Annotated in this window: 12 protein-coding genes; 8 read left to right on the forward strand and 4 right to left on the reverse strand. The window is 72.5% G+C overall.

The window, feature by feature from the left end:
* The 3 genes from ACFYYB_RS23490 to ptsP form a co-directional block, all read left to right on the forward strand.
* A partial coding sequence (locus ACFYYB_RS23490; protein WP_389437250.1) for a hypothetical protein occupies positions 1 to 279 on the forward strand: 279 nt, incomplete at its 5' end.
* A gap of 320 nt (positions 280 to 599) precedes the next feature.
* The gene (locus ACFYYB_RS23495; RefSeq protein WP_327307836.1) at positions 600 to 1,049 is read left to right on the forward strand and encodes a PTS glucose transporter subunit IIA; all 450 of its coding nucleotides are present in this window, start codon (positions 600 to 602) and stop codon (positions 1,047 to 1,049) included.
* 71 nt (positions 1,050 to 1,120) lie between these two features.
* Positions 1,121 to 2,791, forward strand: coding sequence for a phosphoenolpyruvate--protein phosphotransferase (gene ptsP / locus ACFYYB_RS23500; protein ID WP_389437251.1), 1,671 nt, complete (start codon positions 1,121 to 1,123; stop codon positions 2,789 to 2,791).
* 82 nt (positions 2,792 to 2,873) lie between these two features.
* Here ptsP and ACFYYB_RS23505 read toward each other — a convergent pair whose 3' ends face one another.
* Complete coding sequence (locus tag ACFYYB_RS23505; protein WP_389437252.1) at positions 2,874 to 3,797, reverse strand: hypothetical protein; 924 nt, start codon at positions 3,795 to 3,797, stop codon at positions 2,874 to 2,876.
* A 70-nt stretch (positions 3,798 to 3,867) separates the two neighbouring features.
* Positions 3,868 to 5,847, reverse strand: a complete 1,980-nt coding sequence (locus tag ACFYYB_RS23510; protein WP_389437253.1) for an acetoacetate--CoA ligase — start codon at positions 5,845 to 5,847, stop codon at positions 3,868 to 3,870.
* A gap of 248 nt (positions 5,848 to 6,095) precedes the next feature.
* Here ACFYYB_RS23510 and ACFYYB_RS23515 point away from each other — a divergent pair, with 248 nt between their 5' ends.
* Complete coding sequence (locus ACFYYB_RS23515) at positions 6,096 to 8,567, forward strand: glycoside hydrolase family 31 protein (protein ID WP_389437254.1); 2,472 nt, start codon at positions 6,096 to 6,098, stop codon at positions 8,565 to 8,567.
* Positions 8,568 to 8,653: 86 nt separating this feature from the next.
* On the opposite strand, the gene ACFYYB_RS23520 is transcribed toward ACFYYB_RS23515, so the two are convergent.
* The gene (locus tag ACFYYB_RS23520) at positions 8,654 to 10,495 is read right to left on the reverse strand and encodes a M1 family aminopeptidase (protein ID WP_389437255.1); all 1,842 of its coding nucleotides are present in this window, start codon (positions 10,493 to 10,495) and stop codon (positions 8,654 to 8,656) included.
* 186 nt (positions 10,496 to 10,681) lie between these two features.
* Positions 10,682 to 11,191 (reverse strand): NUDIX domain-containing protein, encoded by a 510-nt coding sequence (locus ACFYYB_RS23525; protein ID WP_389437256.1) that lies wholly within the window; start codon positions 11,189 to 11,191, stop codon positions 10,682 to 10,684.
* 29 nt (positions 11,192 to 11,220) lie between these two features.
* Between ACFYYB_RS23525 and ACFYYB_RS23530 the strand changes: the two genes are divergently transcribed.
* Genes ACFYYB_RS23530 through ACFYYB_RS23545 form a run of 4 tightly spaced genes read left to right on the forward strand, consistent with a single transcriptional unit; the run spans position 11,221 to position 14,146 of the window.
* Positions 11,221 to 12,036 (forward strand): M15 family metallopeptidase, encoded by an 816-nt coding sequence (locus ACFYYB_RS23530; protein WP_389437257.1) that lies wholly within the window; start codon positions 11,221 to 11,223, stop codon positions 12,034 to 12,036.
* 13 nt (positions 12,037 to 12,049) lie between these two features.
* On the forward strand, positions 12,050 to 12,430 hold the full coding sequence (locus tag ACFYYB_RS23535; protein WP_389437258.1) for an Mpo1-like protein: 381 nt from the start codon (positions 12,050 to 12,052) through the stop codon (positions 12,428 to 12,430).
* A gap of 43 nt (positions 12,431 to 12,473) precedes the next feature.
* The gene (locus ACFYYB_RS23540) at positions 12,474 to 12,959 is read left to right on the forward strand and encodes a Zn-ribbon domain-containing OB-fold protein (RefSeq protein WP_389437259.1); all 486 of its coding nucleotides are present in this window, start codon (positions 12,474 to 12,476) and stop codon (positions 12,957 to 12,959) included.
* Positions 12,956 to 14,146, forward strand: coding sequence for a lipid-transfer protein (locus ACFYYB_RS23545; protein WP_389437260.1), 1,191 nt, complete (start codon positions 12,956 to 12,958; stop codon positions 14,144 to 14,146). Before ACFYYB_RS23540 ends, ACFYYB_RS23545 begins: the two co-directional genes overlap by 4 nt.
* Positions 14,147 to 14,325: the final 179 nt, after the last annotated feature.

Consider the following 14,325-nt stretch of genomic DNA (forward strand, 5'->3'; position numbering starts at 1 on the left):
AACCTCATCCACCGAAATGGACGGGGTATCAACTTTTTGGCGTTGATTTTTGGCACGCTGTTGAGTTCTCAAGGAACGGACGCTTCCTTTGTACTCACCCTCTCGGGCTTTCCTCCGGGCTTTCGTTCTGTTCTGTTCTTGCGTTTCCGACTCTATCAGAGTCTGTCTCGCTTGTTTTCCGCCCTCCAGGTCATCCGCTTTCGCGTTTTCCCTTTCCGGCGAGTCCGACTCTATCAGTCCTTTTCTTTCTCTCTGACCACTCTCCGACTTGCCGAATAGGCATGCGGAAAGGAGGGCAGATCAAGATCAGAACTAGAGAGAGGAGGAGTCCCGTCCATCGGCCGTTCGCGAAATGTTCACGCGGGGCCTCCTGGCGGGAGTCACGACAGTACAGGTCCACCACAGCCCAGGCAAATCGATTCAGGCGTATGGTCTAGTCCACCGGTCTAGTCCACTAGTCTCCGTGCCGAAGGACCAGTCCGGTTCGGGACCAACATCGGGCGAACCCGAACATCTTGTGACTTATCCTTCTGGAGAGTACGCCGTTCGCGACAGGTAGTGACGGCGACACGACGAAGCCCCACCCCTGGGAGGCCCCCATGACCAGCGTGACGTCCCCACTTGCCGGGACCGCCATCGGACTCGCGGCAGTGCCCGATCCGGTGTTCTCCGGCGCGATGGTGGGACCGGGCACCGCCATTGATCCCGTGCGCGAGCCTTCGGCGGCGGTGTCCCCCGTAGACGGTGTAGTCGTCTCCCTGCACCCGCACGCGTACGTCGTAGTCGACAGCGAGGGCCACGGTGTCCTCACGCACCTGGGCATCGACACCGTTCAGCTCAACGGCGAGGGCTTCGAGCTGCTCGTCAACAAGGGCGACACCGTGACCCGCGGCCAGGAGGTCATTCGTTGGGACCCCGCCGCGGTCGAGGCCGCCGGCAAGTCCCCCATCTGCCCCGTCGTGGCACTTGAAGCGACTGCCGACTCCCTGTCCGGCGTGGTCGAGGCCGGAGACGTCAAGGCCGGGGACGCTCTCTTCGGCTGGCAGTGACCTCGCCTTCTAGACGCACTGGCACATCCAACGCGGCGGGTGGACCCGCCGCTCAATCGGAGACAGGTGAAATGGAGACAACGCTGCGAGGCGTCGGCGTGAGCCACGGTGTGGCGATCGGCGAGGTTCGGCACATGGGCACGGCGGTTCTCGAACCGCCGGCGAAGCAGATCACCGCGGACGAGGCGGAGCGCGAACAGGGGCGCGCCCGTCAGGCCGTGGAAGCTGTATCGGCCGACCTGATCGCCCGGGGCCAGCTGGCCGGTGGCGAGGCCCAGCACGTGCTCGAGGCCCAGGCGATGATCGCCACGGACCCCGAGCTCATGGCGGACGTCGACCGGCGGATCGCCGTCGGCAGCACCGCCGAGCGCGGTGTGTACGACGCGTTCGCCGCCTACCGTGACCTGCTCGCCGGTGCCGGTGAGTACATGGCCGGCCGGGTGGCCGACCTGGACGACGTGCGCAACCGCATCGTCGCGCGCCTGCTCGGCGTGCCGATGCCGGGTGTGCCCGACAGTGACGAGCCGTACGTGCTGATCGCGCGGGACCTCGCTCCCGCGGACACCGCTCTGCTCGACCCGGCGCTGGTCCTCGGTTTCGTGACCGAGGAAGGCGGCCCGACCAGCCACAGCGCGATCCTCGCGCGGGCGCTGGGCGTGCCGGCCATCGTGGCGCTGCCGGGTGCCGGTGAGATCGCCGAGGGTACGGTCATCGCCGTCGACGGCAGCACCGGCGACCTGTTCGTGGAGCCGAGCGCGGCGAAGCGGGCCGAGCTGGAGGCCTCGGCCGCCGAGCGCAAGGCCGCTCTCTCCGCGTCGTCCGGTCCGGGCGCGACGTCCGACGGTCACAAGGTGCCGCTGCTCGCCAACATCGGCGGTCCGGCGGACGTGCCGGCGGCCGTCGATGCCGGGGCCGAGGGTGTGGGCCTGTTCCGCACCGAGTTCCTCTTCCTGGACGACAGCAAGCACGCGCCGACCGAGGAGAAGCAGGTCGAGTCGTACCGCAAGGTCCTCGAAGCCTTCCCCGAGGGTCGTGTGGTCGTACGCGTTCTGGATGCCGGCGCCGACAAGCCGCTGGACTTCCTGACCCCGGCCGACGAGCCGAACCCGGCTCTGGGTGTCCGTGGCCTGCGCTCGCTGCTCGACCACCCGGACGTGCTGCGTACGCAGCTCACCGCGCTGGCCAAGGCCGCCGAGGGGCTGCCGGTCTACCTCGAGGTCATGGCCCCGATGGTGGCCGACCGCATCGACGCCAAGGCGTTCGCGGACGCGTGCCGCGAGGCCGGTCTGAAGGCGAAGTTCGGTGCGATGGTGGAGATCCCCTCCGCCGCGCTGCGGGCGCGCTCGATCCTCCAGGAGGTCGAGTTCCTCTCGCTGGGCACCAACGACCTGGCCCAGTACGCCTTCGCCGCCGACCGTCAGGTCGGCGCCGTATCGCGCCTGCAGGACCCGTGGCAGCCCGCGCTGCTCGACCTGATCGCCATGTCGGCCGATGCCGCCAAGGCCGAGGGCAAGAGCTGTGGCGTCTGTGGCGAGGCCGCCTCCGACCCGCTGCTGGCCTGTGTGCTGACGGGGCTGGGTGTCACCTCTCTCTCGATGGGTGCCGCTTCGATTCCCTACGTGCGGGCGACGCTGGCCAAGTACTCCCTCGCGCAATGCGAGCGTGCGGCTGCCGCCGCGCGTGCCGCGGACACCGCCGAGGAGGCCCGGGTGGCCGCCCAGGCGGTCCTGTCCGGCGAGTAGTTCGAGAAGACCGACGTTCGAGGGGCCTTCGCCGGTGGCGGGGGCCCCTCGGTCGTTGCCGGGTGGGCGGGGTGCGCCGGGCTCAGTGGTGCGGGCCCGGTTCGTCCACCTCGTAGCCGGGGCAGTACTCGACGCCGGGCTCGGGGCCCACGGGCTCTCCGGTGTCGGCGTCGGTGCAGTAGGCGTTGAAGACGGCCGCCGCCGAGAGGGGTACCAGGCGGCCCCGGTCCAGGCGCCAGCCGTGGACGCGGTCCCGGTCGCCCTCGGTGGTGGTGCGCAGGACCAGTCCTCCGGGTCCGCCGAGGGCCAGGCCCGCGGCGAGGACGGTCACGAAGTCCAGGCCGTCGCGGCCGTCCACGCGGGGCCGGTCGCGGAGGCCGTCGCCGGTGTCGGCGTGCAGGACCGCCACGAGCTGTTCGTGCTGCGCCGGGACGCTGCACACCAGGTGGTGATGGCCCGGACCGGCCCCGTCCACCAGGCGCCGGAGCGCCTCGGCGGCGCGCTCCAGGGAGGCTGTCCCGATGTCCTCCCCGCAGTCGGCGCAGCGGCCCACTTCGGCCAGCAGGGAGCCGGCGTACTCCCAGGTGGCCTGGCGGACGGCCGCGTCGACGAGGAGCGGGACCAGTTCGTCGATGGGCTGGCCGGCATACGGGAGGCCGCCGGTGGCGGCGCTCAGTTCGGCGGTGAAGCGGGTGCGGGACCCGGCGGAGTCCGGGGCCAGTCCGCGGTCCGCACAGAAGTCGGCGTACTCCACCGGGTCGAAGAGCGCGACCGTGGTGTGGATGCCCTGGGCCGCGAGGGAGCGGAGCAGCCGGTCCACGTGGTTCAGGTAGTCGCGGTGGTCGTCGAAGGCGAAGCTGCGGTATCCGCGCATGGCCGCGAAGTCCCCGGCGTCGGCCAGGAGGCCGACGGTGCTGGGGACTTCGCGGCGCAGGGTGCGGCGCCTGCCGGCGCGGGCGGGGCGCGGTGGGGTGGTGCGGGTTCCGGTGTCGTTCGAGCGGCGCATGGTTCCCCCTGAGTGAAGCGATCACTTGCTCACTCAGAGTAATCACCACCACTGACAGTGGCCGTTCGCGTCAGCCGCGGGTGCGGGCCAGCTCCTCGTAGAAGTGCAGGAGGTCGAGGTTGTCGACCGAGCCGGGGTTGACCGCCTTGGCCATGGGAGCGCCCTGGAGGAGGCGCTTGACCGGGACCTCGATGCGCTTGCCGGTGAGGGTGTGCGGGATGCCCGGGACCTCGATGATCTCGTCGGGGACGTGGCGCGGGGAGAGCTCCTCGCGGATCGTCGCCTTGATCCGCGAGCGGAGGGCGTCGTCGAGGACGGCGCCGGGCACGAGGTGGACGAAGAGCGGCATCCAGTACCCGCCGTTCGGCTCCTCCAGGCCGATGACCAGGGACTCCTTGATCTCGGGGAGTCGCTCGACGGCCTCGTAGATGTCCGCGGATCCCATCCGGACGCCCTGGCGGTTCAGGGTGGAGTCGGAGCGGCCGTGGATGACGACGGAGCCGTGATCGGTGATCGTGATCCAGTCTCCGTGGCGCCAGACGCCGGGGAACATCTCGAAGTAGCTGTCGCGGTAGCGGCTGCCGTCGGGGTCGTTCCAGAAGCGGATCGGCATGGACGGCATGGGGTTGGTGACGACGAGCTCGCCGACCTCGCCGGTCACGGGCTTGCCGGAGGGGTCCCAGGCCTGGAGGTCCGTGCCCAGGCAGGCGGCCTGGAGCTCTCCGATGTGCACCGGGAGGGTGGGGACGGCGCCGGCGAAGCAGCTGCAGACGTCGGTGCCGCCGCTGACGGAGGCGATCCAGAGGTCCTCGGCCACCTCGTCGTGGAGCCAGCGGAAGCCGTCGGGCGGCAGCGGGGATCCGGTGGTGGCGACGCACTTGACGGAGGAGAGGTCGAAGTCCCGGGAGGGGTGGACCTCCGCCTTGCGGCAGGCCATCACGTAGGCGGCCGAGGTTCCGTAGAGGGTGGCCTTGGTCCGCTCCGCGATGCGCCATTGGGCGCCGGTGTCGGGGAAGCCCGGGCTGCCGTCGTAGAGCACGACGGTGGTGCCGGTGAGCAGGCCGGAGACGAGGAAGTTCCACATCATCCAGCCGGTGGAGGTGTACCAGAAGAAGCGGTCCTCGGGGCCCAGGTCGCAGTGCAGGCCGAGCTGCTTGAGGTGTTCGAGGAGGATGCCGCCCTGCGACTGGACGATGGCCTTGGGCAGGCCGGTGGTGCCGGAGGAGTAGAGGACCCAGAGCGGGTGGTCGAAGGGGACCGGCTCGAAGACCGGCTCCGCGTCGCCCGAGGTGAGGGCCGACCAGTCGAGGGCGCCCGCGGGGGCCGGCGTACCGAGGAGCGGGATGTGCACGACGGCGCGCAGGGAGGGGAGCTCGGCGCGCAGTTCGGCGACGGTGTCGCGGCGGTCGTGTTCCTTGCCGCCGTAGCGGTAGCCGTCCACGGTGAAGAGGACCACCGGCTCCACCTGCTGGAAGCGGTCCAGGACGCTGCGGGCACCGAAATCGGGGGCGCAGGAGGTCCAGACGGCGCCGACGGCGGCGGTGGCGAGGAGCGCGGTGACGGCCTCGGGGATGTTGGGGAGGTAGCCGCTGACCCGGTCGCCGGGGCGCACGCCCAGGGCGCGCAGTTCCGCGGCGAGCGCGCCGACCTGGCGGCGGAGCTCGGCCCAGGTGACCGGGGTGGGCTCGTGGGTCTCGTCCACGTACAGCAGGGCCGCGTCGGTGGCGCGGGCCGGGTCCTCGGCGGCGCGCAGGGCGTGCTCGGCGTAGTTGAGGGTGGCGCCCTCGAACCAGACCGCGCCGGGCATGGACCGGTCCGCGAGGACGGACTCGTACGGGCTGGTGAAGCGTACGTCGAACCACTCGGCGACGGCCTGCCAGAAGCTGTCCAGCGCGTCGACGGACCAGCTGTGCAGGGCCGGGTAGCCGCCGTCCGCGGGGGCGCCGTGGTGTTCGGCGGCCCAGGCCTGGAAGGCGGTGATCCGGGCCGCGGCGATCCGGTCGGGGCCCGGGGACCAGAGGGGCTCGGAGGAGGTGGCTGCTGCGGTCATGCGTCGGCTCCCGGTCACGTCTGCGGTTCGCGCCTCGTGGGCGTGGCGTGGTGTGGCGTCTGGTGTGGCATGTGGTGTTCGTACGGTGCCATCGCGCGCGGGGTGTGCGCACGGGGGCTCACAGGGACGATGCCATGTGATCGACATCCGCACCAGAGCCGTCATCGACGGTCGGCCGTGATCCTTTTGCGGGTGAACGGCAGTTGAACGGCGCCTTCTGGGGCGGGTCGCGGTGGCAGGGTTGCGCCATGGACGGTCGTGGGCTGGTGCGTGCGGTGAAGGACCTCGGCGGCGAGCGGGGGCGGCGCGCCTGGCGCTCCGCGTGGCGCAACCGGCGCGTGGACGCGACGGGGCTCGCGCCCCGGGGCGCCGAGCGGGCGCGGGTGCCGGGTCTGCTGACCGGTACGGAGGCCCGGCCGGGCGGTGGAGTGCTCCGGTTCACCCGTTCGGAGCTGCTGGTGCGGGTCACCGTGGGCGGGGCGGTGTTCTGGGGCTGGGACGGGGCCGCGCCGACCCCCTCGTACGCGGTGGTCGGCGGCGGGCCGGAGCCCGATCCGCGCGCCGAGCTGGAGCCGGACACCGACGGCGGCTGGCGGGTGGTGTCGGAGCGGGTGACGGTGGCGGTGTCCCGGCACGGGGCGGTGGAGGTACGCACCCCCGGCGGGACGGTGCTGCGGCGGGATCTGCCGCCGCGGTGGTGGGACCCGGTGGGGGTCGGGTCCGCCGGGGCCGAAGGGGACGCGGCCGGGCTGGGCGGCGGGGGCGGCGCGGACGGGGGTGGAGCGGACGGGGGTGGAGCGGACGGGGTCGCGGCAGACGCCGGCGGGGCGGCGGGCGGCGGCTCGCGGTGGCTGGTGCGGAGCGAGGTGGCGGCGGACGCGCGGGTGTTCGGGCTGGGCGGGCGGGCGGTGGGGCCGCGGTTGCGGGACGGAAGCTACCGGCTGTGGAACACCGATCCCAAAGGCGGGTTCGGGGGCGCGGGCGGTTCCGGCGAGGAGCCCCCCTACATCACGATGCCGGTGCAGCTGGTGGTCGCGGACGCGGGCACGCACCTGGTGTTCCACGACAACTCCTGGGACGGGCGGGTGGCGTTGCGGGAGGGCGAGGAGGGCGCGGGATCGGGGGCGGACCGGCCGGGCTCCTGTGAACTGCGCATGGAGGGCGGCCCCTTGCGCTGCTGGGTGCTGGTGGGGCCGCCCGGGCGCGTGCTGCAGGGCTGGTCCGGACTGACGGGCGGAGCCGCCGTGCCGCCGGAGTGGGCGCTCGGGTACCAGCACGCGCGGTGGGGGTTCGGGAGTGCGGCGGAGGTCCGCCGGATCGTGGCGGGCTACGCCGAGCGGGGGCTGCCGCTGTCGGCCGTCCATCTGGACATCGACCACTACGACGGCCACCGGGTCTTCACCGTGGACCGCGAGCGGTTTCCCGATCTGCCCAAACTGGCACAGGAGTTGGCGGACGGCGGTGTCCGGCTGGTCTCCATCGTCGACCCGGCGGTGAAGACGGGCGACCCGCTGCACACCGCGGGGCTCGCGGTCGGGGCGCACGGGGCGTTCGTACGGGACGCGGCGGGGCGGGAGGTCCGGGGGGAGGTGTGGCCGGGCGAGTGCGCGTACCCGGACTTCACGGATCCGGCGGTGCGACGGTGGTGGGGCGAGCTGTACGAGGAGCGGCTCGCGCAGGGCTTCGCCGGGGTCTGGCACGACATGAACGAGCCGGTGTCCTTCGCCGCGTTCGGGGACCGGACGCTCCCCCGGTCGGCGCGGCACGCGCTGGAGGGGGCGGGCGGGGACCACCGGGAGGCGCACAACGTCTACGCCCTCGCGATGGCCCGCGCGGGCTGGGAAGGACTCGTTCGGCTGCGCCCGGCCGAGCGGCCGTTCCTCTTCTCCCGGTCGGGGTGGGCGGGGATGCAGCGGTACGGGGGCACGTGGTCGGGCGACGTGGAGAGCAGCTGGGACGGGCTGCGGGCCTCGCTGGCGCTGGTACTGGGCCTCGGGCTGTGCGGGGTGCCGTACTCGGGGCCGGACATCGGCGGCTTCTGGGGCTCGCCCTCACCGGAGTTGTACCTGCGGTGGCTGCAACTGGGCTCCTACCTGCCGCTGTTCCGGACCCACTCCGCGATCTGGGCCGGGCGCAGGGAGCCGTGGGAGTTCGGGGAGGAGACCACCCGGGCCGCGCGGGCCGTCCTGGCGGAACGGGAGCGACTGCGCCCGTACTTCGTGACGCTGGCCCATATGGCGCGCAGGACCGGGGCTCCGTACGTACGGCCGCTGTGGTGGGGGGCTCCGGAGGACCGCGCGCTACGGGACTGCGAGGACGCGTTCCTGTTGGGTGACGCCCTGCTGGTGGCGCCGGTGCTGGAGTGCGGGTCGGACAGGCGGGCGGTGCGGCTGCCGCGCGGGCGCTGGTACGACACGGTGACGGGCCGGGCGTACGAGGGGCCGGGGCAGATCCTGCTGGACGCCCCGGCGGACCGGATCCCGGTCCTGGCGCGGGCCGGCTCGCTGTTGCCGGTGCGGGCGGCCGACGGATCGGTGGCCCTGGAGGCGTGGGCTCCGGCGCGGGGCCGCACGGGCGGCGGGGTGGTGATCCGCGACCCGGGGCCGGGCTTCGAGCCGGTCGAGGTGGAGCGGTACGTGGTGCGGTGGGCCGGGGACGCGGTGGTCGTGGAGGACGAGACCGGGGAGCGGGTGGACGGAGTGGTGCTGCGGGGGCTCTAGGCCGTCTCTTTCGGATCTTGCCGGGCCTGGAGGTGCCGGTCCGCCGGGGCGCTCGGAGGCGAGGGCCCCGGCGGACCGGTCCGGGGTCAGCCGTCGATGCGGTGCGTGGTCCAGAAGGAGGTCAGGTCCGTGGTCGTGGCGGCCTGGGCGGCCGCCTTGAACTCGGCCGTGGTCGAGACTCCGTACCAGTGCGAAGTGGCGTAGTCCTTCAGCAGCTTGGCCATCGCGGTGTCACCGAGGACCCTGCGCAGGTCGTGCAGGGCGCACTTGCCGTAGCCGTAGATGACGGTGGAGTAGCGGGAGGAGTGGGTGTCCCAGTACGCCATCGAGTTGCTGATCTTCTCCGCCGACGAGGCCCACGAGACGCTGTTCCAGCAGCTCGCGCCGGTCTTGTTCTGTGCGAGGTCGGTGGCGTAGTCGGTGAACGCCTCGTCCAGCCACGGGTTGTTGTACTGGTCGTCGCCGACGATGCCGTACCACCACTGGTGGGCGATCTCGTGGGTGAGCGCCGTGGTGCTGACCAGGTCGAGGACGAACCCGGGGTATTCCATGCCGCCGAACCAGAAGTTGTTGTCGATCACCGCGTCCAGCTCGCCGTACGGGTAGGCCCCGAACCGGGCGGAGTGGGCGTCCACGGCGGACTTGGCCGTGGTGAGCATCGACTGGGAGTCCGCCGCGCTGATGCCCGAGACGGAGTAGACGTTGACCGGGGTTCCGGCGGCGGAGGTGCCGGAGATCTTGCTGAACGGGCCGGCCGCCCAGGCGAAGTCGCGCACCTTGGAGGCGGTGGCGGTGGTCACCGTGCGCCCGCTGGTGCCCGGGGTGTCCACCGATGCGCCGGTGGCCGGGACGAGCAGGCCGCTCGGGTGGTCGAGGGCCACGCTGAAGTCGGCGGCCAGGGAGTAGAACGACTCGCCGTTGTTCGTGTACGGGTCCAGGTGCCAGCCGGCCCCGTCCCGGACCGCGAGCACGGGCAGGGCGTTGCCGATGAAGCTGAAGGCCCCGTCGTGGCCGAAGCGGTCGGCGCCGCTGGGCACGGTGATGCCGAGGTCGAAGCCGATCGTGGCGCTCTGGCCCTGGGTCAGCGGCGCCGGCAGGTCGATCTTGAGCGCGGTGCAGTTGACGGAGAGGGCTCCCGCCGTGCCGCCGGTGACGTTGCTGACCACGATGGGCATCGCGGCGCACGTCCCGTGGTAGTTGTCCCACAGCCTCAGGTACACCTCGCCGAGCGGGGTGGCGGAGGTGTTGGTGAAGCTCGCGCTCTGGTGACCGGTCCAGACGGTGCCGGCCGCGTCGCTGCTCAGGCTGACGGTGTAGGCGGGCGCCGCCGGGGTGCGGGTGGAGTCCGCGGGCGGGGTGGTGCCGCCGGAGGTGTTGAGGGCGACGTCGTCGAGGACGAAGTTGGTCTTGAGGCTGGAGTCCTCGGTGCCGGTGAAGGCGAGGTTCACGGTCTGGCCGGCGAACGCGGAGACGTCGAAGGTCTTCTGGACGTAGCCGGTGTTCTTGTCGAGGTTCGAGTACGTCGCCAGCGTGGTGGCGCCGATCTTCGCCGTCAGCTTGTCGTACTTGGTCGACGTCGTGGTCTCGGTGGTGTCGACGTGCAGCCAGAAGGTGAGGCTGGCGCTACTGCAGCCCGAGGGGATCGTGACGCTCTGCGAGAGCGTGTCGGTGTGGGTGCTGCCGACGCCGTTCAGCCAGGCGAAGTACGTACCGCCGTGGGCGCTCTGGCCGGTGCGGTTGGTGATCAGGCCGGTCTGCGACTGGGTCCATGGCGACGTACCGCTTTCGAAGCCGCCGTTGGCGACCACCTGGGCGGGGGTGCAGGCGGCGGGCGCCGCCGCTGCCGAGGTGGCGGGCAGGGCGGCGGCGACCAGCGCGGCGAGGGCGAACGCACTCGTCGCGAGGGCCTTGTGGGGGGTGGCTCTCACACCAGACTCCTTTGAGGCGGCCGGGATTCCGGCCTGCTCGGTGGCTGCCCGGCCGGCCTGGGTGCGCCGGGGGCAGCCGTGGGGGTGACGGCTGCCGGGAAGCCTGGCAGATTTGACCGGAGCATGCCATCAGAGGCAGGTAAAGGGTTCGTTCTCCGAACGGTGGGGACCTGTGGGCGGTACCGCTCAGCGGTAACGGCCCGCGAACCAGGCCCCGGCCGCCGCCGTGTGCAGGGGGAACGCGAGCTGCTCCGGGCCGCGCAGGACGTGCCAGCCCGTCGTCTCGTCCGTCGGGACCGACACCGGGAGGGACGCGGCCGGGCGGACGGGCAGGAGCCCGAAGACCAGCAGGTGGCCGGCCGGGGAGCTGAGGGTGTCGGCGAGGGCGACCTCGGAGGCCGGGGCGTGGATGCCGGTCTCCTCGTGGAGTTCGCGGACGACCGACTCGCGCCAGTCCTCGCCGAAGTCCATGAATCCGCCGGGCAGGGCGATGGCGCCGAGGGCGGGCTCGATGGTGCGGGTGATGACCACCAGGCCCGTGCCGAGCTCGTCCTCCACGGGAAGCAGGGCGACGGCGACCGGGAGGGGGTTGCGGTAGGCGACCGCGCCGCACGAGGGGCAGGTGCGGGGCCAGTCGGCCGAGTCGAACAGGGCTCCACAGGCGGAGCAGTGCGAGTCCTTCAGGTGCGCCGGCATGCGGCGATGGTATGCCAAGGGACATGCGGATGGCGGTTGTTGCGGGATGGGTCGGCGGGCTGCTGGGAGCGCTGGCGGCGGTGGCCGCGCCGGCGGGCGCGGCCGCGCCCGAAGCGGTGGGGGCGGTGGGGGCCGCGAGCGGTCCCGCCGCGCGGACCGGGGTGGCGGCAGCGTCCCGGGCCGCGCCCGGTGCGCCCGGCGACCCCGACGGGCCGGCCTCGTCCGCCGTCGGGTTCGTGGCCGTTGCCGAGGTGGACGCGAGCATCGGGCAGGAGATGCGGTACGCCACCCCGCACAATTTCACCGGGGCGGTCGTGGACGGCTACGACGAGCCCGTCTGCCTGCTCGCCCGGCCCGCCGCCGAGGCGCTGCGTCGGGCGCAGCGCGAGGTGCTGCGCCACGGGTACTCCCTGCTGGTGTACGACTGCTACCGGCCGCAGCGGGCCGTCGACCGGTTCGTGCGGTGGGCCCGGGACGGGGCCGATCAGTCGACCAAGACGGAGTTCTATCCGCGGGTGGCCAAGGACCGGCTGATCCCCGAGGGGTACATCGCCGAGCGGTCCGGGCACAGCCGCGGCAGCACCGTCGACGTGACCTTGGCGGAGCTCGGCCGCAGCGCCCTCGACCTGGGGACTCCCTTCGACTTCTTCGACCCGCTCGCGCACACCGACAACCCGCGGGTGACGGGGGCGGCCCGCGAACACCGGGATCTCCTCAAGCGGGTGCTCGGCCGGCAGGGATTCGTGAACCTGCCCCAGGAGTGGTGGCATTTCACGTGCGCACCGGAGGCCTTCCCGGCCACGCATTTCGATTTCCCCGTCTCTGTCGCCTCCGTTCACCGCTGAGTACCGTGCCCGCATGACATTCAGTTCGTACGAGGAGTTCTGGCCCTACTACGTCGCCATGCACTCCCGCGCCGCCACCCGCTGGGTCCATCTCGCCGGCACCCTCACCGGCCTCGCGGTCACCGCCTACGGGCTGGCACGCGGCCGGAAGCGGTACATCGCCGCGCTGCCCCTGATCGGGTACGGGACCGCGTGGCCGGCGCACTTCCTGATCGAGCGGAACAACCCCGCCAGCTTCGGCAGTCCGGGCTGGTCGCTGCGCGGGGACGCGCAGATGATCCGGATGATGCTGGCCGGGCGGGACGCGGAGCTCGGCGAGATCGCGCGGAAGTGGCTCGCCGAGAACCCGTGCGAGGAGTGCGGCACCGGGGGTGCGTTCCCGAGCGTTCCCTGACAGACTCCTGACGGATCGTCAGATGTCTGTTTCGGGAGGGGTCTTGGAACGCACACGTACACCCGTGGTCAGCGGGTGGTTCACCGGGGACTGCGCAGACGGCACAGTCGAAACGGACGGCGGGTACGGCGGGTTCCGGCTGCTCGGCACCCGGTGCTCCGCCTGCGCCGCCGTGTTCTTCCCGCGCGAGGACGCCTACTGCCGCAATCCGCACTGCCCGGGCGGCGGCGAGCTCGCCGAGACCCCGCTGTCCCCGCGCGGACGGGTCTGGTCCTACACCGACGGGCGGTACCGGCCGCCCGCGCCGTACGTGTCCGACCCGGACGCGCCCTGGACCCCGTACACCCTGGTCGCCGTGGAGCTGGAGGCCGAGGGGATGGTCGTGCTGGGGCAGACGGTGCCCGGGGTGGGCGTCGCCGATCTGGCGGTCGGGATGGAGGTCGAGGTGGTCGGCGGCGTGCTGAACGTGGACCCCGACGGGACCGAATGGACCACCTGGCGGTTCCGGCCCGTGGGGGTGGAACTGTGAGCACCGACATCGCCGTCCTCGGCGCCGGCATGCACCCGTGGGGCAAGTGGGGCCGCAGCTTCGTCGAGTACGGGCGGGCCGCGGCGCGGGCCGCGCTCGCCGACGCCGGGCTGGACTGGACCGACGTGCAGTCCATCGTGGGGGCCGACACCGTCCGGTCGGGCTACCCCGGCTACGTGGCCGGAGCCACCTTCGCGCAGGCGCTGGGCTGGCAGGGCGCCCGCGTGACCAGCGTGTACGCGGCCTGCGCGTCCGGCGCCCAGGCCATCGGCGCGGCCCGGGCGCAGATCCTGGCCGGGCTCGCCGACGTGGTGCTGGTGGTCGGGGCGGACGCCGCCCCGAAGGGGTTCTTCGCGCCCGCGGGCGGGGACCGGCCGGACGACCCGGACTGGCTGCGCTTCCGGGTCCTGGGGGCCACGAATCCGGCGTACTTCGCGCTGTACGCCCGGCGCCGGATGGCCCTGTACGGGGACACCGGTGAGGACTTCGCTCAGGTCAAGGTGAAGAACGCGGCGGCCGGGCTGCTGAACCCGAACGCCCGCTACCGCAAGGCCGTGACGGCCGAGGAGGTGGCCGCCTCGGCGATCGTCGCCGATCCGCTGCGGCTGCTCGACATCTGCGCCACCTCCGACGGGGGCGCGGCGCTGGTGCTGAGCAGCATGGACTTCGCACGCTCGCGGGGGGCGGCGGACCCGGTGCGGATCCGGGCCGTGTCCACGGTGACGCCCACGTATCCCCGTACCGTCCTGGACCTGCCGGACATCGCCACCGACTCGGTGACGGCCGTCGCGGCGACTCCCGGCTCCTTCCGGGCCTCGATCGCGCGGGCCGCGTACGAGGAGGCGGGGCTCGGGCCGGACGACCTCTCGCTGGCCGAGGTCTACGACCTGTCGACCGCGCTGGAGCTGGAGTGGTACGAGGACATCGGCCTGTGCGGGGAGGGCGAGGGGGCCAAGCTCGTGCGCGAGGGCGCGACGGCGCTCGGCGGGCGGATCCCCGTCAACACCAGTGGTGGACTGGCGTCGTTCGGCGAGGCGGTGCCGGCGCAGGCCATCGCCCAGGTGTGCGAGCTGACCTGGCAGCTCCGGGGCACGGCCGGAGAGCGGCAGGTGTCGGGGGCGCGGGCCGGAATCACCGCGAACCAGGGGCTGTTCGGGCACGGATCGGCGGTCGTCGCCGTGCGCTGAGCGGTCCTCCGCGGCGCCTCCCGGCTCCCGGTGGGCCGCTGAACAGCGGCTGCTGTCCGAACGCTTGACGGCCCCCAGCGGCGGGTTCACACTCTCTCCACGGTCCCGCGCCGCCACCGGGACACCCGGATCCCCCCATGAGAGCTGCGGCCCGTACCCCAGTCGGCGGGGGTACGGGC

Source organism: Streptomyces sp. NPDC002886 (assembly GCF_042888445.1).
GTDB lineage: Bacteria > Actinomycetota > Actinomycetes > Streptomycetales > Streptomycetaceae > Streptomyces.

Excerpts from the sequence above, each read along its gene's own strand:
- ptsP (WP_389437251.1), top strand. The coding sequence starts at position 1,121 with ATGGAGACAACGCTGCGAGGCGTCGGCGTGAGCCACGGTGTGGCGATC.
- ACFYYB_RS23515 (WP_389437254.1), top strand. The coding sequence starts at position 6,096 with ATGGACGGTCGTGGGCTGGTGCGTGCGGTGAAGGACCTCGGCGGCGAG.
- ACFYYB_RS23530 (WP_389437257.1), top strand. The coding sequence starts at position 11,221 with ATGGCGGTTGTTGCGGGATGGGTCGGCGGGCTGCTGGGAGCGCTGGCG.
- ACFYYB_RS23525 (WP_389437256.1), bottom strand. The coding sequence starts at position 11,191 with ATGCCGGCGCACCTGAAGGACTCGCACTGCTCCGCCTGTGGAGCCCTG.
- ACFYYB_RS23535 (WP_389437258.1), top strand. The coding sequence starts at position 12,050 with ATGACATTCAGTTCGTACGAGGAGTTCTGGCCCTACTACGTCGCCATG.
- ACFYYB_RS23495 (WP_327307836.1), top strand. The coding sequence starts at position 600 with ATGACCAGCGTGACGTCCCCACTTGCCGGGACCGCCATCGGACTCGCG.
- ACFYYB_RS23505 (WP_389437252.1), bottom strand. The coding sequence starts at position 3,797 with ATGCGCCGCTCGAACGACACCGGAACCCGCACCACCCCACCGCGCCCC.
- ACFYYB_RS23510 (WP_389437253.1), bottom strand. The coding sequence starts at position 5,847 with ATGACCGCAGCAGCCACCTCCTCCGAGCCCCTCTGGTCCCCGGGCCCC.